At 37.1% G+C, this 25,659-nt stretch carries 22 protein-coding genes and 1 tRNA gene; 12 read left to right on the top strand and 11 right to left on the bottom strand.

Features of this window, described 5'->3' with window-relative positions; translation table 11 throughout:
• The first annotated feature begins 2 nt into the window (after positions 1–2).
• Positions 3–2,210 carry an ATP-binding protein gene (locus tag ABVM52_RS04680; protein ID WP_405384194.1) on the top strand — a complete coding sequence of 736 codons (2,208 nt, stop codon included), beginning with the start codon at positions 3–5 and terminating at the stop codon, positions 2,208–2,210.
• A 106-nt stretch (positions 2,211–2,316) separates the two neighbouring features.
• Here ABVM52_RS04680 and ABVM52_RS04675 read toward each other — a convergent pair whose 3' ends face one another.
• Together ABVM52_RS04675 and ABVM52_RS04670 are read right to left on the bottom strand one after the other, a co-directional pair.
• Positions 2,317–4,134, bottom strand: a complete 1,818-nt coding sequence (locus ABVM52_RS04675; RefSeq protein WP_405384192.1) for an alpha-amylase family glycosyl hydrolase — start codon at positions 4,132–4,134, stop codon at positions 2,317–2,319.
• Positions 4,135–4,148: 14 nt separating this feature from the next.
• On the bottom strand, positions 4,149–4,592 hold the full coding sequence (locus ABVM52_RS04670) for a hypothetical protein (protein ID WP_405384190.1): 444 nt from the start codon (positions 4,590–4,592) through the stop codon (positions 4,149–4,151).
• Between the two features lie 252 nt (positions 4,593–4,844).
• Here ABVM52_RS04670 and ABVM52_RS04665 point away from each other — a divergent pair, with 252 nt between their 5' ends.
• The 6 genes from ABVM52_RS04665 to ABVM52_RS04640 all read left to right on the top strand — a co-directional run bounded on the left by ABVM52_RS04665 (position 4,845) and on the right by ABVM52_RS04640 (position 13,440).
• On the top strand, positions 4,845–5,000 hold the full coding sequence (locus ABVM52_RS04665; protein ID WP_405384188.1) for a lmo0937 family membrane protein: 156 nt from the start codon (positions 4,845–4,847) through the stop codon (positions 4,998–5,000).
• Between the two features lie 363 nt (positions 5,001–5,363).
• The gene (locus tag ABVM52_RS04660; RefSeq protein ID WP_405384186.1) at positions 5,364–5,960 is read left to right on the top strand and encodes an RNA polymerase sigma factor; all 597 of its coding nucleotides are present in this window, start codon (positions 5,364–5,366) and stop codon (positions 5,958–5,960) included.
• 123 nt (positions 5,961–6,083) lie between these two features.
• A complete protein-coding gene (locus tag ABVM52_RS04655) occupies positions 6,084–7,256 on the top strand; it encodes a FecR family protein (RefSeq protein ID WP_405384184.1) in 1,173 nt (390 codons plus the stop codon).
• A 259-nt stretch (positions 7,257–7,515) separates the two neighbouring features.
• On the top strand, positions 7,516–10,959 hold the full coding sequence (locus ABVM52_RS04650) for a SusC/RagA family TonB-linked outer membrane protein (RefSeq protein ID WP_405384182.1): 3,444 nt from the start codon (positions 7,516–7,518) through the stop codon (positions 10,957–10,959).
• Between the two features lie 10 nt (positions 10,960–10,969).
• A complete protein-coding gene (locus tag ABVM52_RS04645; RefSeq protein ID WP_405384180.1) occupies positions 10,970–12,364 on the top strand; it encodes a RagB/SusD family nutrient uptake outer membrane protein in 1,395 nt (464 codons plus the stop codon).
• 146 nt (positions 12,365–12,510) lie between these two features.
• Positions 12,511–13,440 carry a glycerophosphodiester phosphodiesterase family protein gene (locus tag ABVM52_RS04640; protein WP_405384178.1) on the top strand — a complete coding sequence of 310 codons (930 nt, stop codon included), beginning with the start codon at positions 12,511–12,513 and terminating at the stop codon, positions 13,438–13,440.
• A gap of 86 nt (positions 13,441–13,526) precedes the next feature.
• On the opposite strand, the gene ABVM52_RS04635 is transcribed toward ABVM52_RS04640, so the two are convergent.
• A tRNA-Arg gene (locus ABVM52_RS04635) sits at positions 13,527–13,600 on the bottom strand.
• Positions 13,601–13,705: 105 nt separating this feature from the next.
• Positions 13,706–14,152 carry a MarR family winged helix-turn-helix transcriptional regulator gene (locus ABVM52_RS04630; protein ID WP_058105173.1) on the bottom strand — a complete coding sequence of 149 codons (447 nt, stop codon included), beginning with the start codon at positions 14,150–14,152 and terminating at the stop codon, positions 13,706–13,708.
• 120 nt (positions 14,153–14,272) lie between these two features.
• Here ABVM52_RS04630 and ABVM52_RS04625 point away from each other — a divergent pair, with 120 nt between their 5' ends.
• From ABVM52_RS04625 to ABVM52_RS04605, 5 genes are all read left to right on the top strand, one after another.
• Positions 14,273–15,379, top strand: a complete 1,107-nt coding sequence (locus ABVM52_RS04625; RefSeq protein ID WP_405384175.1) for a pyridoxal phosphate-dependent aminotransferase — start codon at positions 14,273–14,275, stop codon at positions 15,377–15,379.
• 63 nt (positions 15,380–15,442) lie between these two features.
• Positions 15,443–16,573, top strand: a complete 1,131-nt coding sequence (hppD, locus tag ABVM52_RS04620; RefSeq protein ID WP_405384173.1) for a 4-hydroxyphenylpyruvate dioxygenase — start codon at positions 15,443–15,445, stop codon at positions 16,571–16,573.
• Between the two features lie 75 nt (positions 16,574–16,648).
• Positions 16,649–17,809 (top strand): homogentisate 1,2-dioxygenase, encoded by a 1,161-nt coding sequence (locus ABVM52_RS04615; protein ID WP_405384171.1) that lies wholly within the window; start codon positions 16,649–16,651, stop codon positions 17,807–17,809.
• A 143-nt stretch (positions 17,810–17,952) separates the two neighbouring features.
• Positions 17,953–19,179, top strand: a complete 1,227-nt coding sequence (gene fahA / locus ABVM52_RS04610) for a fumarylacetoacetase (protein ID WP_405385098.1) — start codon at positions 17,953–17,955, stop codon at positions 19,177–19,179.
• Positions 19,180–19,198: 19 nt separating this feature from the next.
• Positions 19,199–20,092, top strand: a complete 894-nt coding sequence (locus ABVM52_RS04605) for a flavin reductase family protein (protein WP_405384169.1) — start codon at positions 19,199–19,201, stop codon at positions 20,090–20,092.
• Between the two features lie 22 nt (positions 20,093–20,114).
• Here ABVM52_RS04605 and ABVM52_RS04600 read toward each other — a convergent pair whose 3' ends face one another.
• From ABVM52_RS04600 to ABVM52_RS04570, 7 genes are all read right to left on the bottom strand, one after another.
• Positions 20,115–20,588, bottom strand: coding sequence for a DUF305 domain-containing protein (locus ABVM52_RS04600; RefSeq protein WP_405384167.1), 474 nt, complete (start codon positions 20,586–20,588; stop codon positions 20,115–20,117).
• A 202-nt stretch (positions 20,589–20,790) separates the two neighbouring features.
• Entirely contained in the window at positions 20,791–21,681 is an 891-nt protein-coding gene (locus ABVM52_RS04595; RefSeq protein ID WP_405384165.1) for a cation diffusion facilitator family transporter, read from the bottom strand.
• A gap of 67 nt (positions 21,682–21,748) precedes the next feature.
• The gene (locus ABVM52_RS04590) at positions 21,749–22,291 is read right to left on the bottom strand and encodes a DUF4287 domain-containing protein (protein ID WP_405384163.1); all 543 of its coding nucleotides are present in this window, start codon (positions 22,289–22,291) and stop codon (positions 21,749–21,751) included.
• Positions 22,292–22,384: 93 nt separating this feature from the next.
• Positions 22,385–22,801: an OsmC family protein gene (locus ABVM52_RS04585; RefSeq protein ID WP_405384161.1), complete on the bottom strand. Its 417-nt coding sequence runs from the start codon at positions 22,799–22,801 to the stop codon at positions 22,385–22,387.
• 57 nt (positions 22,802–22,858) lie between these two features.
• Complete coding sequence (madM, locus tag ABVM52_RS04580) at positions 22,859–23,605, bottom strand: malonate transporter subunit MadM (protein ID WP_405384159.1); 747 nt, start codon at positions 23,603–23,605, stop codon at positions 22,859–22,861.
• 2 nt (positions 23,606–23,607) lie between these two features.
• The gene (madL, locus tag ABVM52_RS04575) at positions 23,608–23,982 is read right to left on the bottom strand and encodes a malonate transporter subunit MadL (RefSeq protein ID WP_405384157.1); all 375 of its coding nucleotides are present in this window, start codon (positions 23,980–23,982) and stop codon (positions 23,608–23,610) included.
• Positions 23,983–23,993: 11 nt separating this feature from the next.
• Positions 23,994–25,472, bottom strand: a complete 1,479-nt coding sequence (locus ABVM52_RS04570; protein ID WP_405384155.1) for an acyl-CoA synthetase — start codon at positions 25,470–25,472, stop codon at positions 23,994–23,996.
• Between the last annotated feature and the right edge of the window lie 187 nt (positions 25,473–25,659).

Below are 25,659 nucleotides of genomic sequence, written 5' to 3'. Positions count from 1 at the left end.
ATATGGATATTAAACGGATTTTGGCCTCTACAAAGACCTATATCTTTCTGTTGATATTGGCCGCAGCATTATTATTGTATACTGCCGGGGTAGGGTATAAGCAGGTAGAAAGATTGTATAGTTCAGGGGAGAAGGTGTCCCATACTTTAGATGTACAGCGTAACATTGTAGAATTGTCCGCTAATTTTTTGTTGTTAGAATCAATCCAGTTAAAAAACCAATTACAACAAGATCAGGAGAATCTCACAGATATGGTCATCATAGAAATAGACCAAGGCTTAGAGAGGTTACAAGCGTTGACCAAGGAAAATGCATCACAACAAGAAAGGGTAAAGATGTTGAAGGTACTCCGCAATGAAATAATTGCAGAATTACCGATAACACCTATAACGGATAGTACCAATGTTGCCAACGAGCAATTGCAGCTCAATAGGTTAGAGCGTATTTCTAACATTGTAAACAAAGCCCAAAGAATTAAAAAGAGTATGTTGTCCGATGAAAACTACTTAATGGTTTCTAGAAGGGAAGAATTTACCTCGCAATCATTCTTGACCCCTCTTTCTTCCTTGTTGGTCGCCATTACCTCTATGATCATTTTTATTATCGGCTTTATAAGTATTTACAGTCAAAAACGGGAAATAACCAAGGTCAATGCACGCATCATTGAGCAGAATAAAAAATTACAGGAGACGGAAACCTTTTTAAAAGGGGTATATAAAAGTTCCAATAATGTTATTAGTCACTTTGAGCCGATAAAGGATGATAAGGGAAATGTAACGGATTTTAAATTTGTATATGCATCCAATGCCATAGAAGAAGTTACGGGAAGTGACCAGGCAGAAAATATAGGTAATACCTTAGTGGAAATGTACCCTATGGTGGTAGAAAATGGTCTTCTGGACCTGATGAAACTTTGTTACAATACCGGTGAAGATCAAGAGCATGAGAGTGAATATCAATTTAAGGATGGTGCTAAAACAATTTGTAATACAATAGTAAAATCCGGTGGGGGCATAACCAATACCGCTTGGGATACCACTAGTATTAAAAAAACGGAAAAAGCGCTCTATGAGCTTAATGAAGAACTAAGTTTACAGAATACCATATTCAAGGAAGCGGAAATTGTAGCTGGTATTGGTAGTTATATATGGTATTTGAAAAATGGTTCTGTAACCGTTTCCGATAACTTCTACAGATTACTGGGGTATGAGCCCAACAGTTTTCCTATTACATTGGAGAACTATCGTAAACTGGTACACCCAGATGATCAGGAAAATTATGATATTCTTTGTGCCGAGACCATTGCAAATGGTACTTCGTCCATATCAACATTAAGGATAATCACCAAAGATAAAAAGGTGCTGCATCTCAATATTAATGGGAGATTGGTCCAGATAGAGGATCAACCGGTTTCTGTAGGTATTGTACAGGATATTACGGAACAGGTAGCCAAGGACAATCAGTTAATAGAAAGTTATGATAAATTAAAATTGAGCAATGAGGAATTGGAGTCATTTAGTAGGGTGGCCAGTCATGATTTGCAAGAACCGTTAAGAAAAATTCAAGTATTTATATCTCGTATAGAAGACGATGCCAGGGAATCATTACCGGAAAAATCTATGGTCTACTTTGAGAAAATTAAGGTAGCTGCGTTTAGAATGCGAGACCTCATTCAAAATTTATTGACTTACAGTGGTATAGAAAGACAGGATAGCGAATTTGAAGAAGTTAATTTAAATGAAGTTGGTGGTAAAGTAAAAGAAGAGTTGTCTCAATTGATCAAAGAGACCAATGCTCAGATTACTTTTGAGAATTTACCGGAAGTAAAAGGGGTGGCTTTTAAATTGGAGCAAGTATTTGCCAATTTGATCAGCAACTCAATTAAATATAGAAAGAGTGATATAGACCCGGTGATCAATATTACATCTACTCAAGTAAATGCCCAGGATATTCAGGAGAAGTTTACCAAGAATTTTAAGACTTATCATGAAATTTCCTTTACGGATAACGGAATTGGTTTTGCACCGGAATATGCAAAATCTATTTTTGAAGTATTCCAAAAACTACATTCTAAAACAGAATATTCCGGAACTGGAATAGGGCTGTCTATTTGTAAAAAAATCGTAGAAAACCATCAAGGCCATATCCATGCAAAAAGTACACTTGGTGAAGGCGCTACATTTATTGTGTATTTACCCGTACAGAGGTAATCTTATAAATTAAGCAAAGCCACCGTTAAAAAGCTTATAGATAAAACACAATGTGCCCTGTAATTTGAATTTACAGGGCACATTTTTTATGGTATTTCGTGCAATTTTATTTCGTAAAAATTAAGGCGCCGTATGCAGGAATATCTACGAAGCCCGTCCAATTTTTTTCATCAGTGGATTCTTCCTCTATATTCAAGTTCTTTGCTTTGTTGGCCGTGAAGGCATTGTCGTATTCCTTGTATACGGAATTGATTCTCAGCTTCCATTCAGAATGGTCTTCAATGCCAATACCATATGCATTGTAATCTGTATTGGTAAAGTTCAAGATGACCATTACAGGTTCCTTTTCCTCGTTTTCGTCATGTCTAAGATATGCGAGTATTTTGGTGTCTTGGTTAAAATGTAAGATGGTAATTCCTTGCGCCCTTAAACCAAAACTACGGTCGCTTTTACCGGTTCTTAGGTTGATCAGGTCACGAACTAGGTTTTTTATTCCTGTATGTTTTTCCAACTTATTCCAATCTAGCCCTTCCGTATCTTGAAAATATTCATCTTCAATAAATTCCTGGCCTTGAAAAAGCATAGGTATACCAGGTGCCGTTAATGTTAGGACAAGACCAAGGATAGCTCTTTTTTTGGCAAAATCGCTTTCTGCATCACCTGGTTGAATTTCCTCCGGCACCCTTGCTTTTCCGTTAGCTACCTCATCATGAGATTCCGTATACACAATGCGTCTAAAATAATCGCCACTATATTTAAATTCCAGGGCGTTCACTATTTTTTGTAAATCCCTACTATCATCATGGGTGTCTTGGATAACCTCCCTTACCGGATGTACAAACTCCATATCCCATTGGCTTCCATAACCTAAACCGCCATCAATAGGGTCGTTCGTTACCCGGCTATCACCCTTTAGATCTTCTGCAATGGTAAGAACATGTGGATATTTCTCCTTTATTTCTGCGTTGATGTCGCGCATTAGGATATTACCTTCTTCAATTTCAGTATCATATCCTATACCGCCACCTTCATAGCGTATATAAGAAGTAGCATCCATTCGTAGTCCGTCACAGTGATACTTCTCTATCCACATTAAAGCATTGTCACGTAAATACTGCCTAACCTCTTTTCTACCGTAATCTGGCCTGGTGTCTCCCCAAGGGGTATCACTTCTATGGTCATTATAGAAATAGATGCCACCCTTGTCATTTTCGCTCCAGCCATCAAATTGCCAAAGGTCAACATCAGAAGGTCCAAAATGGTTATAGACGACATCCATAATAACGGCAATACCCATTTTATGGCATTCATTTACCAGATTGGCAAATGCATCTGGCCCGCCATAATCTTGCTCAATGGCAAACGGGTGGGCCGGATTATAGCCCCAAGAGATGCCGCCGGCAAATTCTGCAACAGGTAAGAGCTCTATACAGTTAATGCCTAATTCCTGTAAATAGGGTAGTTTTTCAATAACATCATTAAAGGTACCTACCTGATCATCTTTTTGACGGTTAAACGTACCTACATGTAATTCGTAAATAACCAATTCATTCCATGCTGGTATTTGAAAGCCATCATCATCCCAATTAAAATTTAATGTTCGTATGACCGAGTTGCCGTTACTATTGGTAACCTCAAAAGCATATGGATCGTTCCGTTCATATATGGTATCATTATTATGGATAACATATTTGTATTCATCGCCTTCTTGTGCCAAATTGGTAACCCCGGCCCAATAGCCATTGGCCTCTTCCTTAAGGGCCACCTCATCATCTTTCCATTCGTTGAAATCGCCCTTTACAAATACTTTTTCCGCATTTGGTGCCCAAACTCTAAAGGTAACTTTGCCGGGCTCTAAAATAGCGCCCATACCGGCTGACTTTTGGATATCCATATCCATAGTCACATTGTTTTCTATTTCCATATAATTAGTTCTTTTTAAGTGTCGTAGTGATATAAATCTGTTTGTATTTGATTTTTTTGAAGATGAAGTAGTCTGGCCACATGACAGGGAATATCCGTAGCGCAAAGCATCTGATCATATTGTTGTAACTGCTCAATGGTTGCCGTTTGCAAAAGATGCTCGATTTCTAAAATACTTTGTGCCGAAAAAAGTTCTTTTGCATTTACCCACTGCTTGGCTGGCGGTCTGCATAAACTTGTAGAACAGCCATAAGCCAATGTTAGTTTCTTAAGTTCTGTGACAATTTCTAAGTAGATATTATGTATACAAGAATGGCGTTGTTTAAGTTTAAGATGGTAAGATATCTTACTGTCCACTCTGCACAATAATTGCTCTAGGACATGGAGAAGATGGGCGGACTTTTCAGAAATCTGATACAGTCTATTGTACGTTTTATTAAATTGATATGCTGCTTTCATTACGGTGCAATTTCTAACACCTTGCTTCTGCACATTAGCATTATTACCTTATTTGTTAGCCCAAAAAGGAATGGGTTAAAATAAAATTCAGTTTTGTAATGACTTGGGGTTTGTATTATGTGGATTGCATTAATAAACAACTTTTTAGAACCAAACCTAGACGGTTTAGCATGCTAACTTCACTATTGAATTGTGCATTCCTTTAATGCTGTTAGAAGTATCGTTAGTTTACGGAATGACTAAATAAACAAGATGAAAAAGATTCTTTGGACAATAATCGTGATTTTAATAATTGGCTGGTTGCTTGGCTTTTTGGTATTTAAAATTTTAGGTGCGGTCATTCATATTTTACTGGTTTTGGCAATTGTATTGGCCGTTTATAACTGGCTGAACCATAAAAACACCTAGTTAATGGTTACGCTGTACTTGAACTTTTTACGGATTTACATGGGGTTTGCTTTGAGTAACAGGTAATTTAAAGGATATTGACAGTTCAAATTTGATATATTCCAGAACAAAAGATCTCATTTGGTATAAATTGTATAAGAACAAAAGAAAACATTCAAAATATTGATTGTCAGATAGTTGAAAAAACAACTGTAAATAATAGTTAAAAACCCAAGTTTAACACCTAAATACATGTAATTTTTATGTTAAACTTGGATTAAGATATTCTTATAAATTCTTCCTGTATTTTTTCAATTTGCGAAAATCATATCCTTTTTGCTACATTTATCTCGTTAAAAATAATCGCCTAATAAGATTGTTTACATGTCAGCGGATAAAAAAAACACGGATAAACTACTTGTAGCCCAGTTGCGAGAAGGAAATGAAAAAGCATTTAAAAAGCTTTTTGGTATCTATAGAAATCCGTTGTTCGCGTATGCTAAAAGCTTAGTGCAGTTTGATAGTTATGCTGAAGAAATTGTACAAGATGTTTTTTTAAAGGTTTGGTTGAATAGGGCAAATTTAAAAGCCGAGCTTTCCTTTAAATCATACTTATATACCATTACAAAAAACCACACGTTTAATTTTCTCGCTAAAGCTGTAACCGATAAAAAATTAAGAGAGGAGGTTTTTTACGCAAAAAGCACTGTAAAATATCTCCCCGTAGATGACTATATAGAGGGTAGGGAATATGAGGTAATCCGTAAAAAGGCAATACAGACCCTTCCTCCAAGAAGAAAACTCATCTTCGAAATGTCTAGGGATGAAGGCAAAAGCTACCAAGATATTGGTTCAGAATTAGGTATTTCTACACAAACGGTTAAAAATCAAATGAGTCAGGCACTCTCCAATATTACCATGTACTTGGAAACTAAAGGGGAAATTACCTTTCTACTTCTTGTTTTCTTCAATATTCTTTAAGCTGAGAATGTCCATTTTTCTTCATTAGAAAGATATTTTAAAAAAAAATCAAAAAAAATTCATTTTCTGAATAGTACTCCGTAGGCTTTCATCTGTATTATATATGTAGCAGAATCATATATCATGAAAGATAAGCAACAGATTAATCACCTTTTAAACAAATATGTCAAAGGAGAATGCGATGAAAAGGAAATTGAAGAAGTAATCGCATTTTTTGGCCAAAAGGAGAACTTGGGCAAAATGCCTTCTGTTGATGAGGTACTTTCTTACCTAGAAGAAGTTCCTAAAATGAACGATGCTGTGGCCGATTCTATTTTTGATGAAATTATGGCATCGAGTAAACAAATAGCGTCCCAAAAAACGAACCAACCAAAGAAGCAAAAAAACATTTTTAGATATGTCTCTATAGCCGCGGTGTTTATAGGGATAGTTACCATGACCTATTTTATTTCTAAAAACACCTTATTTAATAATACTGTTGTAATTCCACAAGACGCCATAACCTTAGAACTGGAGGACGGTAGCATTAAAGTATTGGATCAGCATGGCAATGAAAAAGTGACAGATAAGCATGGTAACGTTCTTTTACAACAGCAAGGCAATCAATTGGTGTATGAAAAAGTGGAAACAAATGAAACTTTAGCGTATAACACGTTAACGGTACCTTATGGAAAACGCATGAATATTGTACTTTCTGATGGTACTATGGCACATTTAAATGCTGGTACTTCCATTAAATATCCGGTTCATTTTATAAAGGGCAAGGATAGACGGGTTTTTATTACCGGTGAAGCCTATTTAGATGTGGCAAAGGATACTGAACATCCTTTCATCGTTAATGCCAACAGCCTTAACATTAGAGTTTTGGGTACACATTTTAACGTTTCTGCCTATCCTGAAGATGAAAATACCGAAGTGGTTTTGGTTGAGGGTTCTGTTAGCTTGTATTCTGATAGTGATGGGCATCACCCTGAAAAAAATATTCTTTTAGAGCCAGGGTTTAAAGGTAGTTTTGATAGGATCCAGAATAGTATCCATAAAAATGAAGTGGATACGAACATTTATACCTCTTGGATAGATGGAAAAATGATTTTCAGAAATATGACTTTTGAGAATATTCTAAAAAAATTAGAGCGAAACTATAATGTTGTTTTCATTAACCATAATACCCATCTCGCTAAAAAAGTATTTAATGCAAATTTTGGAAAGGAACCAATAGAAAGGGTGCTCCAAGAGTTAAAAACGAACTACGGCATTAAATACACTATCAATAAAGATTCTATAATTATTGAGTAAAATAATAGAAAAGATGCTAGTATAAACAAATATTTAAACCATAGCCTATGACCTGAAACGAATAAACCAAAATCAAAGAAAAGGCAACTAAAAAGGATTCATAAAGAGCCAAAAAAAATCGGAAAATGCTGCGAACATTTCCCGATATAAAGTTGTCGTGATCAAACAAAAGAATAACCACAGTTAACACTATAAAAGTATGAAAAAACTTCTTAACCATACAAGAAGCCCCTTTCCATTATTCAAATTAAATTTAAAAATGAAACTAAGTATTTTGCTGATTTTCCTAGCATTGTTTGCCATGAAAGCGAATGATGGCTATGGGCAAAATACAAAGGTTACGTTGCAACTTAACAATGTAACTATTGGGCAAGTAATCGATAAGATTGAAGGAACCACAGAACTTGAATTTGTTTACATAATTGATGATGTAGATTTAAAAAGAAAGATATCTGTACAGGCAGAAAATGAATTGATTTCTGTTTTCCTTGATAGAATTTTTAGTAACACAAAAACCACCTATAACCTTAATGGACAAAGGGTTTACTTGGTAAAACGGCCAAATTTTAAAAGTCAAAAAAATCCGGTAACCTTACAACCAAAGAAAATCCAACAAAATACGGTGTCTGGTAAGGTAACGGATGAAAACGGTGATCCCCTACCTGGTGCCAATATTATAGAAAAAGGCACTACCAACGGACAAATATCCGATTTTGATGGAAATTATACCATAGCTATTTCCAATTCCAATGCCGTGTTACAGGTATCATATTTAGGTTATGTAACCAAAGAAATCAATGTTAACAATCAAGCTGTAGTAAATATAAGTCTATTACCAGATGAAGCTCGTTTAGAGGAGGTTGTAGTCATTGGTTATGGATCATTGTCTAAAGGTAAAGTGCTAGGGTCTATTGCCAAAGTAAATACGGAGACCATTAACAGATATGCTTCACCAAGTTTTGAACAAACATTGGCTGGTACTATGCCCGGTATTAATATTAGCCAAGGTGGTAGGGATCCATTTGATGATGCCGTTGTCAACATTAGGGGTATAGGCTCTTTTGGAGCAGGACAAAAACCACTGATCGTTGTAGATGGAGTGCCTTTATCGGAAGATAGTTCTTTAGGGTCCCTGAATACCAATGATATATTATCCATCAGTGTACTAAAGGATGCGGCTTCTGCATCTATATATGGTTCTAGGGCTGCCAATGGCGTAATTCTTATTAGCACTAAAAAAGGAACGAACGAAGAATTGCAAGTGTCCTTTAAGGCCTTTTCAGGGGTTCAGTTTGGAAAACCAAATATTAAACCTGTAGATGCCTATGATGCCGCACTGTTCTTTAAAGAAGCTCGAGACAGGGGTTATGTAACGGCAATGGCCGCAAATGGCCTAACCGTTAGTGAAAATGATGATGTAGCTACTAGGCTTGCCAATGGGGCGGGTAAAAGACAGTTGAGGTTGGCCTACACGGAAGATTATTTAAACGGTGTGCAAGGTTTAACCAATACCAACTGGATAGATGAAGTCTATAAGACCTCTTTTCTAAACAACTATCACTTGTCATTAGCACAGGCAATGGATAAAACCAATTTCTATACGTCTATTGGTTATGAAACTAAAGATGGTGTTACTATTGGGTCAGATTTAGAAAAAATCACTTCAAATATTACGGTTAGCACTCAGGTATCGGAGCGATTAAAATTTAATTTGAATTTGAATACCTCGTATGCAGAAGGTAATGTAACAGGGCATAACAATGGTCATAATACATTTCCTGCCGATCCAAATGGAGGTTGGGATATTATGTATCCGTTTTTCCCGGTTCGTAATGATGATGGCTCTTTTGCCATAGGAAATCAACTATATGCCAATACACCGGAAGACGGAGCTTTGGCAGAGAATGTGGTTGCCATGACCGAATTGTCGGACAATACCGTTGAAAGATTCAGGACCATTGCTAGCGCAACTTTAGAGTATAATATCATAAAGGACTTAACGGCCAAAGGTGTTGTAGGAACAGATTATAGAAATAATATTTCTAAATACTTTAGGCCTTCTGGAATTGGACAATATAGAACCTTACCGGAAAATGCGATAATAACGGCAACTGAAAATCGCAATATCTCCAAAAACTTGCTTACTGAATTTACATTGAATTATAATACAAATTTCAATAAGCATAATGTAGATGTTATTGGTGGATATAGCTTTCAAACCGAATCATTTTCTAGAACCAATACCAATGCCAATGATTTTGAAAACGATTTACTACGTAATATCTCGGGTGGTTCTACATGGACAGTAGATAATGATGAATCTACTTGGGCACAGGTCTCTTATTTTGGCCGTATGCAGTATGATTTTTCCAATAAATATTTGGCTTCTGCGTCAATACGTACAGACGGGTCTTCTAGGTTTGGTGATGACACCAAATGGGGTGTTTTCCCTTCAGCTTCCGTAGGGTGGTTGTTAAGTGAGGAAGATTTTTTTCCAGAGGATAGTTTTATCAATAATACAAAGCTAAGGGCAAGTTGGGGTCAAGTAGGGAATAACCAAATTGGCAACTATGATTCCCAAGGTATCATCAATGTAGATGAATATACCGTAGATGGACAATTGGTAGTCGGTAATTCTACAGGTTCTTCTCCAAACGCTGGCTTATCATGGGAAACCAGTACATCTACAAATTTTGGTTTAGACCTTGGTTTTTTCAATAATAAGATTGCAATTTCTACAGAATATTATAATACGGAGACAGAAGGGGTACTACTAAATGTACCTGTACCACAGCAATCAGGTTTTAATTCGTCGCTTCAAAATATTGGTGCGTTTAAAAACAGTGGTTTTGAAATTGATCTTCGTGGAAACGGATTTAACTTAGGAGAGGTAAGTATTGGTTTCAATGCTAATTTTTCCACGAACAAAAATGAAGTATTGGAGCTAGGTCCGGACCAAGAGGAGATTATTGAAAGTGGAGGCCCGTCGTTTTTTAGAACTAAAATTGGCGGTCCAATTGCGGAACTTTATGTGTACAAGTCTTTGGGAGTGTATAAAACACAAGCGGAGATAGATAGTTCGCCTTCTTTGGAAGGAACGGTTACCGGTGATTATTGGATAGCCGATACCAATAATGATGGTGAAATTACAGATGATGACCGTGTTGGTGTAGGTACGTACAATCCTGATTTTACCTATGCATTTGGAGCAAACTTACAGTATAGGAATTTTGATTTTAATTTCTTGTTTGATGGTGTAGAGGGCAGATCCGTTTCTAGCTACACATTTGCAGCAATAGGTTCTGGTGAAGCATTTAAAACCGCTAGTCAATACTATTTTGACAATAGGTACCATCCAGAAAACAATCCAGATGGTTTTATGTCACAACCTAACACTAACAGGTCACAAGCCAGAAGAGCTATTGGGGATAGAATAGACACCATGATTCAAGATGGGGATTACCTGCGCTTACGTACGTTACAACTGGGTTATAATTTTAGTCCAAAAGATTTAAAAAGCATTGGGCTATCTAACTTAAGATTGTACCTGACCGGTAATAATCTTTTTACCCTAACAAATTTTGTTGGTGTTAATTCAGAAGGCGGTAGTACGGGCTCTAGCAGTGTGCTTAGACAAGGGTATGTAAGAGGAACCGGTCCTGTTCAAACCTCTATTATTGCTGGCTTAAACATAACTTTTTAATATAAAAGACATGAAAAATTTTAATTATAGTACATCAATTTTCGTTCTTATACTATGTATATTTTCAGTTGGTTGCGAAGATGAATTATATCAAGAACCAACAACTCAAGTGCTTTCTAGCTCTTTTTACTCCAATGAGTCTGAGATAGAAACGGCAGTAACCGCAATATATGCCGGGTTACAAAATGGAGATTTATACGGAACTTATTTGCCAGCAATAGGCGAAGTGCCTTCTGATAATACTTTTGAGGAGGTACCGGCCAATGATGGTGGTAATTATAGTTCAATGGATGAATTTTCGGTAACTACAAACAACGGTATCATTGCAGCAATATGGGAGCAATCCTATATTGTTATTCAACGAGCCAATATTGTTTTAAATAGAATTGAAGAAGTTGCATATAATGATGATGCTACTAAAAACGCTAGAATAGGGGAGAGCAAGTTCTTAAGGGCGCTTACCTATTTTAATTTAGTGAGAATTTATGGCGATGTTCCATTGGTGACCATAGAGACTACCGATCCATTTGCATTTTTTGGGCAAGGCCGTACGGATGTAAATGAAGTGTATGCGCAAATTGAATTGGATTTAACCGAAGCTATATCGGTTTTGCCAACAACCGGCTCTGATAGTAGCCGAGTAACAAAGGGTGCGGCACAAGCACTTTTGGGGAAAGTTTATTTGACCAGAAAAAATTACAGCGCTGCTAAAACCCAGTTCAGTGCTATGATTAATTCATACACCTTAGTACCCAATGTTGCTAATATTTTTGGAGTTGAAAATGAGAATAATTCCGAAGTTATTTTTGCAATTCAGTTTGCATCAGGGTTAAACGGTAATAGTGAAGGGAGCAATGCCTTACAGCAGTTTACACCTTCTGGTACAGTTTCAGGGGCAAAGGGGCATAATTTACCGAACGATGAATTGCTGAGTTTATATGATGCAGATGATTTACGTTTAGAAGCCTATTTTCAACTTCACCCGAATAGTCCACTATACTATACCAACAAATTAACGGCTAATGAAGATAATCAAGCTGATGGTGGTAGTGATTGGATTGTATTGCGATATTCAGACATAGTACTGTCACTTGCAGAAGTGGAAAATGAACTACAAGGTGGTTCTAGCACGGCTATTAGCTTGTTAAATAGCATACGAACAAGGGCCGGTTTACCGGAAACTACCGCTACAACGCAAGAAGAACTTAGAGAGGCCATAGCCTTAGAAAGAAGATTGGAACTGTCATTGGAAGGTCAACGTTGGTTCGATTTGTTACGGACGGATAAAGCTATAGAAGTTTTATCGAGTAAGGGCAAGACCATTTCTGAGAACGATTTGCTTATGCCTATACCGCAAAACCAATTGGATGCAGACCCAACGCTAGAACAGAATCCTGGGTATTAAAAAACAATTACAAAGATTTTGATTGTTGAGTTAGTTTTATGATTAGGGGGAGCAATCTCCCTTTTCTTATTTGTTGAGGTTTTGTTATGTGTTCTAGAGAAAATGATACATACACCTTTTAAAAATCACTTTAAAAAATAAAATCAATGAAAATATATAATTATATAATTGTCCTTCTAGTTGTAATAGTTTCCTGTAAGAATAAAGAAGCGGTACATCATGAGAAAAAAGTTGTAAAAAGTACCATGCCTTCCATTAAGGATAAAATAGATAACCTTATGGATTCCAGAAATAAGGAGGTAATCGTGGTTGCACATAGGGGCGATTGGAGAAATGCACCCGAGAATTCAATACAGGCCATTCAGAATTGTATTGATATGGGGGTAGACATGGTAGAAATTGATGTCCGCCAAACTAAAGATGGCCATTTGGTTTTAATGCATGATGCTACCTTAAATAGAACAACCACAGGAAAAGGTTTGGTGAGTAACTGGACGTTAGATTCTTTAATGACATTACAGCTTAGAGACGGTCTTGGCGTTGCTACAGCACATAAAATTCCAACATTAAAAGAGGCCCTGATGACGACCAAGGATAGGATATTGGTGAACCTTGACAAAAGTTATAACATTTTTGACCAATGTTTTGAAGTTGTAAAAGAAACCAAAACAGCGGATCAAGTAATTATTAAAGGAAGAAAAACCAGAGCTGAGGTAGAAAAAGAATTTGGTCATTATTTGGATAAGATTCATTTTATGCCGGTGCTTTCTGTGAAAAATGGGTATGAGACCATTGTTGAAGATTATTTTAAAGGTGATGCGCCAATAGCTTTTGAATTTACAATTGCGAAGGATACTCTTGAAACCAAAAGTTATTTCCAAGAATTAAGAGAGCGTGGTTCCAGTGTTTGGGTAAATTCTCTTTGGCCTAGATTAAATGGGGGTCATGATGATGAGAAGGCAGCAAAGGATATCAATACCTATCAATGGTATATAGATAATGGAGTAGATATCATCCAAACGGATAGGCCAGAATTGTTATTGGATTTTTTACGAAGCAAAGGACTGCATAACTAACTAAAGCTAGGGCTGTCTTATACGTTAGCCGTACTTGCATGTATAATTAAGAAAAACAAAAAAGCCCCTTTAAAGGGGCTTTTGAGTGATCGCAGGAGGATTCGAACCTCCGACCGTCTGCTTAGAAGGCAGATGCTCTATCCAGCTGAGCTATGCGACCGTACACTGTTTTTTCAAATGTGGGTGCAAACTTAGTGATTTTTATAGACTGGTAAAACCAAAATCAATTAAAAATTAATTATTTCTTTTATTGACTTGATTATGACTAGGAACGACCCTCATATTGGTCAAAATTTTCCCATAATTGGTCAAGAACTTTATAAAAAATTTCAAACTCTTCTTCGGTGATTCCTAGGGTACTAACTTTTCTTAAGTCAAGAATAAATGGCATTACCTGCTTAATAAGTGCAGAACCTTCTTCTGTGATCACCAATTTATATCTTTTTTGATCATCCCTAAATCTAGATTTTCTTAGCAACCCTTTTTTGCATAATCCGCTAATGACCCTAGATGTTGTAGCCCTATTTCTAAAATTAGATTTGGCAATATCTGCCTGTGAGGCATCTTTACCTTCTAGATGTACACGTTGTAAAATTACCCACTGCTCAATGGTAAGGTCAATGTTATTTTCTGCAAAAACCTGTAAAAATGTACTCTGCACTTTTTTTAAAGTACGATCAATATATACACCAAAGCCCTCCGTCCTGTCCATAATCTCAAAGTTATTCTTCCAAAAATACAGGAGTTTATCGTTAAAATTGTTGTTAATGCAACAATATACAAAATATTTTGTATTTTTACTTTGTCCAAACAAGGTATAAAGTAGAAGAATATGCAACTAGGTTTCAAGAAATATATATTAGAAGACAGCACCTATAAAGGTGGTGGTAAGAAAATTGTAATGCCAGATGGTATTACGGTGCACAAGCTTTCATCTAATGAGAATCCGTTAGGGTATTCACCAAAGGTTAAAGAGGCACTGTCAAATGCACTTGAAGATTTAAGCCTATATCCAGATAATACGGATATTAGGTTACGAGAAGCCTTGGTAAAAGATTTTGATGGTGCTTTGGTGGCAGATAACTTTATAACTGCAAATAGTGGTTCTGAGATTATTGATATGATTTCAAAGGCATTTTTAAGCGAAAATGATGAGGTAATCGTTAGTCAGCCCTGTTTTCTTCCCTATACCGCTTTTACCCGTTGGATGGGCGCTAAGGCAATCAATGTGCCAATGACCGAGAATTATGACTATAATTTAGATGGAATTCTAGCAGCTATAACAAATAGAACAAAGTTGGTATTTCTTGCCTCACCTAATAATCCGTCAGGGAATTATATTCCAATGGCAGATTTAAGAAACTTCATTGAAAAATTACCGGCACATGTAGTATTGGTGTTAGATGAGGTGTACAGGCATTTTGCAGAAGCAGAAGATTACACATCAGGATTACCCTTTGTGGTAGAAGGTAAAAATGTAATAGCTATAAATAGTTTTTCAAAGACTTATGGTTTGGCAGGTTTACGAGTAGGGTATTGTTATGCACCATTAGAAATTAGCAATTACATGCGTAAAATCTGTAAGCCCTTTTTATTGTCTACTCCCGCTTTGGAAGGAGCCATTGCCGCATTGGAAGATGTAGATTTTGTAAACAAGACCGTAGCATTGGTAAAGGAGGAAAGAAGGTTTGTTTTGAACGGACTTGATGCTTTACAACTTAAATATTGGCCTACACAGGGTAATTTTGTACTAATAGATCCGCCTATTAATGATATGGAGTTTACTTCATTCTTAGAGCAGCGTGGTATTATGGTGCGCCCGGTAGGTAATTTTGGAGCTCCCGGAAAAGTGAGGATATCATTTGGAGTAAGAGAAGCGAACAAAGCACTTTTAGCAGCGTTGGAAGTAATGATGAAATCGCAAACGACCACAGCATAAAAATTTTAATACATATGTTGCAGAAGCAACAATAAGCGAAATAAAAATATAAAACCCAGAACTATGTCAACAGCAACAGTAAAACAAAACGATCACAAAGAGGCACAAGATTTTATGCCTATTAACGGTACCGATTATTTAGAACTTTATGTAAGTAATTCTAAGCAAGCGGCACATTATTATAAAACGGCATTTGGTTTTAAGTCATTGGCGTATAAAGGTCTTGAGACGGGTAGTAGAGATTTTGAATCTTATGTGGTAGAACAAGATAAGATCAGGTTGGTATTGACCTCTCCGCTTAAAAGTGGAACCGATGTAGGTAGACATATAGATAAGCATGGCGATGGTGTTAAGGTAACTGCTCTTTGGGTAGATGACGCTACATATGCCTATGAAGAGGCTATGAAAAGAGGTGCTAAAAGTTATATGGAACCTAAGACAGAAGAAGACGAACACGGTAAAGTAGTAAGTTCAGGTATTTATTCTTACGGTGAGGTAGTTCACATTTTTGTGGAGCGTAAAAACTATAAGGGTACATTTTTACCAGGGTACCAAAAATGGGAAAGCGATTATCAACCAACTTCTACAGGATTAAAATTCGTAGATCACATGGTAGGTAATGTCAACGAAGGTAAAATGAACTATTGGGTAGATTTCTACGCAAATGTTATGGGCTTCAAACAAATAATGTCTTTTGACGATAAGGATATTTCTACGGATTATACCGCGCTAATGAGTAAGGTGATGAGTAACGGTAATGGTCGAATCAAGTTTCCGATCAACGAGCCGGCACCTGGTATGAAAAAATCTCAAGTTGATGAATATTTGGAGTTTTACGAAGGTGAAGGAGTTCAACATATTGCTGTGGCTACGGATGATATCGTAAAAACGGTTTCTGATCTAAAAAGTAGAGGGGTCGAGTTCTTGACCATACCTACAACGTATTATGATGTATTGACCGAAAGAGTGGGAGAGATAGACGAAGATATTGAGTCATTGAGAAAACTGGGTATTTTAGTAGATCGTGATGATGAAGGATATTTATTGCAGATTTTTACCAAAACGGTACAGGCAAGACCAACGATGTTCTTTGAAATCATTCAACGAAAAGGAGCGACTTCTTTTGGAAAAGGAAATTTCAAAGCATTGTTTGAAGCTATTGAGCGTGAGCAAGAATTAAGAGGTACCTTATAAGTTCAACAGATTTCTTGACAAGCACAGAATAGCTTAATTTTAATAAAATAGTAGTAACTAGCAAAACGAACGTATATGCCTATTTATCATAAGCAGGGAGCGTTGCCACCTAAGCGGCATACGCAGTTTAGAAAGCCAAACGGAGAATTGTATTCAGAGCAATTGTTCGGTACCATTGGCTTTGATGGTATGTCCTCTTTACTATATCATCATAACAGACCAACTATGGTCAAAGAGATAGTTAAGAGTACAGACGTTTCTCCTAAAATTGCTTTGGAGAAGAATATACGTTCGTTGAAACTAGTGAGTTTTAACGCTTCGCCGCAAGATGATTTTTTAGCCGCGCGTGAGCCACTTTTGGTCAATAGCGATATCATTATTGGAGTAGCGGCTCCGCGAAAATCGTTGCGTGAGTATTTCTATAAGAATACCGATGCCGACGAAATGTTGTTCATTCATAAAGGCTCTGGTATCTTAAGAACTATTTTTGGACAAATACCTTTTGAATATGGCGATTATCTGATAATTCCCAGGGGTACAATTTATCAAATAGATTTTGATAGCGAGGACAATCGCATTTTGTATGCCGAGTCGTATTCACCGATCTATACACCTAAGAGATATCGTAATTGGTTTGGTCAGCTATTGGAGCATTCCCCATTCTGTGAACGCGACTATAAATTGCCGCAGAATTTGGAAACCTTTACAGATACTGATGAGCACTTGATAAAAGTAAAAAAGCAAGGGGTCATGCATGAAATGGTGTATGTTGGTCATCCTTTTGATGTTGTTGGTTGGGATGGCTATAACTTCCCGTACGGATTCTCCATTCACAATTTTGAACCCATAACCGGTAGAATTCACCAACCGCCACCAGTGCATCAAACTTTTGAGACAAATGCCTTTGTCATCTGTTCTTTTGTACCAAGGTTATACGATTATCATCCGCAGTCCATACCGGCACCATACAATCATTCTAACATAGATTCTGATGAAATGCTGTATTATGTAGATGGTGATTTTATGAGTAGAAATGGCGTGCAACCAGGTAATATATCCTTGCATCCAGCTGGTATACCCCACGGTCCGCACCCAGGTGCTGCAGAACGTAGCATAGGTCAAAAAGGTTCGGAAGAACTTGCTGTTATGATTGATACTTTCAAGCCTTTAATGGTTACTGAAAATGCCCTAAAATTAGACGATGGCGATTATTATAAATCGTGGTTGGATAACTAAAGTGATTTTTGATTTTAGTAGAATATCATTTTGAGCTTGTTTGGCTTTTGGAAGGCGTTGTTTAATTGAATTAATATTGTCACCCTGAGCGTAGTCGAAGGCTAGATTGGTTAGAATATTTAAATAAAAAACATTTGACAACATTGAATACATGGGTCTCAGTACCCGATAAATCAGATTTTTCTATCTATAACCTTCCTTTTGGAATCTTCTCTTTAAATACAGATGAACCAAGAGCAGGTATTGCTATTGGAGAACAGATCATTGATTTGGTAGCAGTGTCAGAATTGGGTTTGTTAGACGTAGATGCTACTTTTTTTAGGCGGAAAACGTTAAATGAGTTTATCGCGTTAGGAAAGAAAACCACCAATAAAATTCGGTTAGATATTCAGAAGCTATTGGTAATAGAGAATTCTCCGCTAAAGAATCACCCAGAAGTTTTTGTGTTGCAGAAAGATGCCCAAATGCATTTACCAGTACATGTAGGCGATTATACAGATTTCTATTCTAGTATAGAACATGCTACCAATGTGGGCAAAATGTTTCGGGATCCAGAAAATGCCTTGTTGCCAAATTGGCGGCATATTCCGTTAGGTTATCATGGTCGTGCATCATCAATTGTAGTCAGTGGTACAGATATTCATAGACCAATGGGCCAAGTGAAAACCAATGCTATGGAAGTGCCGGTTTTTCAGGAATCTGATCGTTTGGATTTTGAATTGGAAATGGGGTTCGTAGTTGGTAAATCTACACAGCTTGGTGAGCGAATATCAGTTGAGAATGCAACGGAACATATTTTTGGTCTTGTATTGTTCAATGACTGGTCTGCCCGCGACATACAGAAATGGGAGTATGTGCCATTAGGTCCGTTTTTAGGAAAAAGCTTTGCATCTTCCATGTCACCTTGGATCGTTACCCTAGAAGCCTTAGAACCGTTTAAGGTACAGGGACCGGAGCAAGAACCGGCTGTACTTTCTTATTTAGAAGTTGAAGGAGAGCATAATTATGATATTCAGTTAGAAGTAGGCATGGCTTCGCAAGCATCGGAAGAAACCATAATTAGTCGCTCAAACTTTAAATACATGTATTGGAATATGATGCAGCAATTAGCACACCATACCGTAAATGGTTGTAATGTAAATGTGGGCGATGTCATGGCATCGGGTACCATATCGGGCAAGGATGAAAGCTCTTATGGATCATTGCTAGAGATTTCTTGGGGCGGTAAAAAGCCGTTCGAATTAAAAGACGGAAGCATGCGCACCTTTATTGAAGATAATGATACCATAACCTTAAAGGGCTTTGCAGAAAAAGATGGAGTAAGGGTTGGTTTTGGTGAAGTAACCGGCACTATATTGCCTAGTAAATAATTAAGATTAATAGAGCACAATGTCACAATACGAAGAAATAAATACCATAGATCCCGCAAATATTTCACAACAAGAATTACACGGTTATTTACTGTCTGCCGTTGCGCCAAGACCTATTTGTTTTGCCAGTACGGTAGATAAAGAGGGTAATGTAAATTTGAGTCCGTTTAGTTATTTTAATCTATTCAGCGTTAATCCGCCGATCATGATTTTTTCACCATCTAGAAGAGGTCGTGATAATACCACCAAGCATACTTTGGAGAATGTTTTGGAGGTAAAAGAAACGGTCATCAATATTGTCAATTATGATATGGTAGAACAAATGTCATTGTCTAGTACCGAATATGGTGATGGGGTAAATGAATTTGTAAAAGCAGGTTTAACGCAAGTACCAAGTGATAAGGTAGCCCCACCAAGAGTAGGAGAAGCACCCGTGGCTTTTGAGTGTGTTGTAGATCAAGTAATAGCCTTGGGTGACGGACCGGGAGCAGGTAATTTAGTCCTAGCCAAAGTAGTACAGATTCATGTAAAAAAAGCGTTTCTAGATGCCGAAGGGAAACTGGATACTCCAAAATTAGATTTAGTTGCCCGTATGGGTGGTAATTGGTATTGCAGGGCTAATGGCGATGCTTTGTTTGAAATTCCTAAACCAATACGTACCCAAGGCATAGGAGTAGACATGCTACCCGAAGCTGTTCGTAATAGCTCGGTTTTAACAGGTAATAATTTAGGGCGATTAGGAAATTTAGAACAATTACCTACCAAAGAAGCAATAACTATCATTGCTGAAAATGCCGAGGTGAAATCTATATTGAACAGAGGAGAAGATAGTACGGCATTGCATAAACTAGCACAGCAGTGGTTGGCAGAAGGTAGAACGGAGGATGCACTGGCAGTACTTCATGTATACTAAATTTAGAAGGTGAGGTTGTACCTTATTCGTTTTCTAGACGTTTAATCATTTTTTTCATTTCTAGAATTTCTCGCTCTTGGGCCTTAATGATTTCATTGGCCAGTTTTTTAACTTCTGGGTCATTGATATTTGCATTTTTACTAGTTAAGATTGCGATGGAATGGTGTGGTATCATGGCCCGCATCCAAGCAATATCGTTTATAGGGGTTTGTGTTCTTACCAAGAAAGTAGATAAGCCCATTGTCAAAAGACTTACGCCAATAATGGTCATATTTTTTATTTTATTGGTGTACATTTTCCGCATAAATAAGAACATGATGATGGCCATTCCTGAAACACCAATTAAGGTCATGTATAAACGGGTCCAACTAAAATAGATATGGCTCATTTCATAGGTATTAAAATACATGGTTATGTACATGGAAATTGCGGAGCATATACACATTAATAAGAAAGTAGTATACTTTTTGTTTTCATTCTTTTTGTCATTTTCCATATCGTCTAGAATTATAGCTTTAAGTGTAATGAGTTTATCGTTGAAAGCTTTAATATCAGCTAGTTAAGCCGATGATTTTTGCTTATATCCTAAATTAAACAAAGAGGAAAAGAATTAAAAATGATGATACCCTTTGTGTTAGGAATTCAATGGAAAGCATTAAAATTTTATTAGAATACCTACCAATCAGGTAGAATGGGGCTTAAAAATAATCTTGGTGTGTAGCATCGTTAGGTTCAATATGAATATGCACATGCCCTAAAACAGGAATTTTTTCACATAAATAATCCGTTAGGTTATGTGCAATATCGTGACCTTCTGTAACCGTAATGGTTCCGTCTACCAAAGCATGTAAATCAACGTGGAATTTCATTCCAGCTTTCCGGATAAAACATTTTTCTGTTCCGGTTACTCCGGGTACCTGTAAAGAGGTTATGCGTATTTCTTCCAAAAGGGAATCATACCGTTGCTCATCCATAATTTCACCAAGAGCAGGTCGTAGAATCAAATAACTATTATATAATATAAATCCGGCAGCAAGTAAAGCGGCCCAATCGTCTGCGGTTTCATAGCCTTTGCCAAAAATAACGGCTATGGATATACCAATAAAGGCCATTATGGAAGTAATGGCATCACTTCTATGGTGCCATGCCTCTGCTTTTAAAGAAGTACTATTGGTCTCAATACTTTTTTTTATAACGACACGGTATGATATTTCCTTCCATAAGATAATGGCACCTAGAACAAATAAGGTCCAAGGCTTGGGAACTTTATGGGGAGTAAGAATATTATCTATACTTTCATAGACAATTATGGTAGCGGAGACTACTAAAAACGCAACTACTAAAAATGTAATTATGGGTTCTATTTTACCATGTCCGTATGGGTGATTTTTATCAGCAGGCCGTTCTGCATATTTAAAACCCAATAGTACTAATACGGAAGAGAAAATATCGGTAGTAGACTCAATGGCATCAGCAATCAATGCATAGGAATTACCAAAAAAACCGGCCAGACCTTTTATAAGTGCCAAGGCAATATTACCAAGAATACTGAAATAGGTAGTTCTTATGGCCGTCTGTTCAATACTCATGGTGCAAAGGTACAGTACAGAAAGAGGAATGATGAATTTAGGCTATGTAATTAACAGATTATTTCATCTAACTAGCCTTTTCATAAGCTTCCTTTAACCAATCAATTAATTCAGAGTCCACTTGGGAAATTTCGGTGAGCTGAACTCTATGGGTACACATTGTGCCAAACGGACCGGAATTTTGTAAGCGATCTGTTGTTGGCTTATCCTTTATTTTTATGCCCAGGTCAATTCTAGTTTTGGTTGCCGGTTTAACCAAGGCAAATTGTTTTTTACGAATTAGACTTACTGTAGTTTTCTTGGGCGTTATAACAACATCATTACCAAAGGTTTTTACGGCGTTAAGAATAGCTTCATAAATGGGAAAAAGGTTTTCTTTTCCTTTATACTGCTGATCGACCAAGTTGGTAGGGGAGTTGTTCTCTTCTTTTGATAAGGTGACGATGGTGTTGGCAAAACCATGAGTTACTCCGTGTTCCTTCTTTAAAAAATTTACTCCTTCAGAATGTTTGGAAAATGACTTTTCTTTGAGAATGGTTTTCCATTCATTTAAAGATTTTCCCGTTTTTTCGGGCATATTATCAATCATGGTCTGTAGTGCCTTTTCCATTGGTAGTGGTTTAATAGTGGACAAAAAAGATACAACTTTTTACTGATGCATTCAACCATAAATGGTTTCAAACAGTATGCAGAGTGTAAAGTTTTAGGCAATTGGTTGGTCGGTAATAATTTCAATATTTCCAGAAATGGAACAGGACTTCATTACCGTATTATATATTGTACCAAACTTTTCAATATTTTTTTTAAGTAGGGCAAGGTTAATATGTTGGTCTGTGCTATAAATATGCAAATCATAATTTATGTTTTCCATACGTGGCGGTTTTGCTAACCGTGTGGCACTTAATGTAATTTCAGCGTTTGTGTATTCAAAATTCATAAACTCAGAAAAACGTTCCACATTTTTTAGAATACAAGCGGCCAATGAAGATAGAAACAATTCTGCCGGATTTGCCAAGCTATCTGAAGTACTTTCCGTAATGCCGAATTGAACAGCTGTTTGTTTAATAGCTATGTTGGCATCTAATTTTGCAGTTGAGGTTGCCGTAACGCGATATTGCATAAAAGGAATTTTTAAAAATGAATATTAAGAATACTGATACAGAAATAAAATTCTATGCTAGAACCCTAAGAAAGTAAGCAATAAATAAAAGACCGAGGGAAAGAGCAAACACCCCAATCCTGTATAGAAAGTAGCCGTTAATGCTCCGTAAGGTACAAGTTTCTCATCAGTTGCGGCTAAACCTGCAACCACGCCACTTGTTGTACCAATCAATCCACCGAAAACCACCGCCGAATGTGGATTGTCCAATTTTATTCTCTTTGCAATGATAGGGGTAATGATGGTGGTAAAAATTGTTTTCATAACCCCAGTTGCAACGCTTATGGCAATAACATCAGAACTTGCGCCTAGTGCAGTTCCTGTAACCGGACCAACGATATAGGTACCTGCTCCGGCGGCTATGGTGGTCATACTCACGGCATCGGTATATCCCATAAAATACGCAATGGTTGCGCCAAGTAAAAAGGTACTACTTACCCCAATAAAAAGGGATAGGATACCTGCACGTCCCGCCTGTTTAATTTTTGAAATATCGGCACTCATGGCTGTAGCCACAACAGCGAAATCCCTGAACATAGAGCCGCCTAAAATGGCCATACCTGCAAAAAGGGGAATATCGGCCATCCCCTTTTTATCGCCCGTAAAAGCAAGGGCAAGACCAATGAGAATAGCAATGGCTACTCCGGGTATTTTATTACGTAAAACAGTTTTGGAAATAAAGAAGGAAAACAACATTACAAGTCCTACAAATAGAAATGCAAATAGGAGTCCGTTTTTGGCAAGGATGTTCTCAATAATATCCATACCTACGTTTTTGGGGTATTGTCATTTTTGCCAATTTTAGAAAGTATAGGTACCAGTAACATACATGCAAAAGTGGTGATGATACCGGCAACCACCGCTACAAAACCACCGGATAGGGCGGCTTTTACATTTAGTGTCGCTGCCATGGCAATAATAATGGGAATATACATGGAACTCCAAAATAGAATGCCTTTCTCCGTTTCAGGAATGAGCCATCCTTTTTTACGAAGGTAAATACTAGATGCGATCAAAAGGATCATAGCAAAACCAACTCCGCCAATATCACTATTAATATTAATTAGTTTTCCTAAGAGATTACCTAATAGTTTTCCCGTTAAAAAACAAGCTGCCAGTAATGCTACCCCATAAATTTTCATTGAACGGATTTTTAACTAAACAATTTTTTAAGTTCGTTTTTGGTAACCTTGCCCATTACATTTCTTGGAAGGTCATCTTGGAAAATATATTTTCTGGGCGTTTTATAAGCAGGAAGTTTTTCTTGAATCCACGAAGTTAAATCATCAATAGACAACGCACCGGATTTTAAAATGATACTTGCCCCAATAATTTCTCCCCATTCCAAATCAGGAATACCAACAACTCCACAATCTTTAATATTAGGGTGGGTACGTAATACTTCCTCAATTTCTAAAGCAGAGATTTTATAGCCACCAGATTTAATGATGTCTACAGAGTTTCTACCTAAAATTTGATAACTATCTACATCATAAACGGCTATATCACCAGATTTAAACCATCCGTCTTCAGTAAATGTCTCTGCGGTGGCATCTGGTTTTCCCCAATATTCCTTAAATACGTTGGGTCCTTTAATTTGTATTTCACCTTGTTCGCCAACGGCAACCTCCTGGTTGTTTTCATCGGCCAGTCTAATGGATACCCCGTGTAAAGGTTGGCCAATATGACCTGGTCTACGGGTTCCGTTATAGGGGTTACTGATGGCCATACCCATCTCGGTCATTCCATAACGTTCCAATAATATATGTCCGCTAATCTCTTTCCATTCCTCTAAAACACTAACGGGTAATGCTGCAGATCCTGAAACCATAAGCCTAAATTTGGACAATTGCTTAGAAATGGTGTTTTGCTCGTCTTTAGGAAGCTGGTTGAAATAGGTAATTAATTTAAAGTAAATAGTTGGTACGGCCATAAAAACATTGACCTCACCTTTAAGAAAGATGTTGAAAATGGCTTTAGGGCTAAATTTTGGTAAAAACTGACAGCAAGCGCCGCTCCAAAGGGCGCAGCTAAGCATGTTTATAATTCCATGTACGTGGTGAAGCGGTAAAACATTTAAAACATGGTCATTTTTATTCCACTCCCAAGAAGTGGTCAAAGCCGTAATCTGTGCTTCAATATTGGCATGGGTTGTCACTACACCTTTTGGCAAGCCGGTGGTGCCACTGGTATATAAAATTAGAGCCCTGCGGTCTAAGGATATTGTAGGGAGCTCGCATTTTTTAGGGGCAATATCCGTATATTTTAAAAATTGAATATCGGTACTTTTAAAAAGTGGTGACAGTAGCTCTTCAAATGCTTCGCTATAAATTACCGTGGTGGCCTTAGTATCTTCTAATACATATTGAATAGAAGGTAATGGATGCTTTTCACACAACGGAACAGCTATACCACCTGCTCGCCAAATTCCCCATTGTACTGCGGCGTAGGAAAAACTTGCCGGAACAAGAAACGCAATTCTATCTTCTTTTAAATCCTTGCGGTCTTGTAATAAATGTGCAGCTACGTTTGCAGAGGTATCTAGTAGTTGTTGATAGGTGAAATTATCGCCATCGCTTTTTATGGCTATTCTGCTTAGGAAAGTTGATGCTCTTTCAATTAATGTGATCATAAATTAATCATGCTTAAAACCAGTATGGTAAACAAGGTAAGCACCATAATTGAATATGCCAAAATAGATACTTATTTAAATCTAGGGCATCAATAGCATAATTCTTATTAAAACGATTGATATATTTTGTGTTGCACCAAGAAATAAAACCAGAAAACATTATCGGCCAAAATATTATTCTTAGTTC

Source organism: Maribacter sp. LLG6340-A2, assembly GCF_045057105.1.
Classification (GTDB): Bacteria; Bacteroidota; Bacteroidia; order Flavobacteriales; family Flavobacteriaceae; genus Maribacter.
This window is presented reverse-complemented; position numbering and strand designations above follow the sequence as displayed.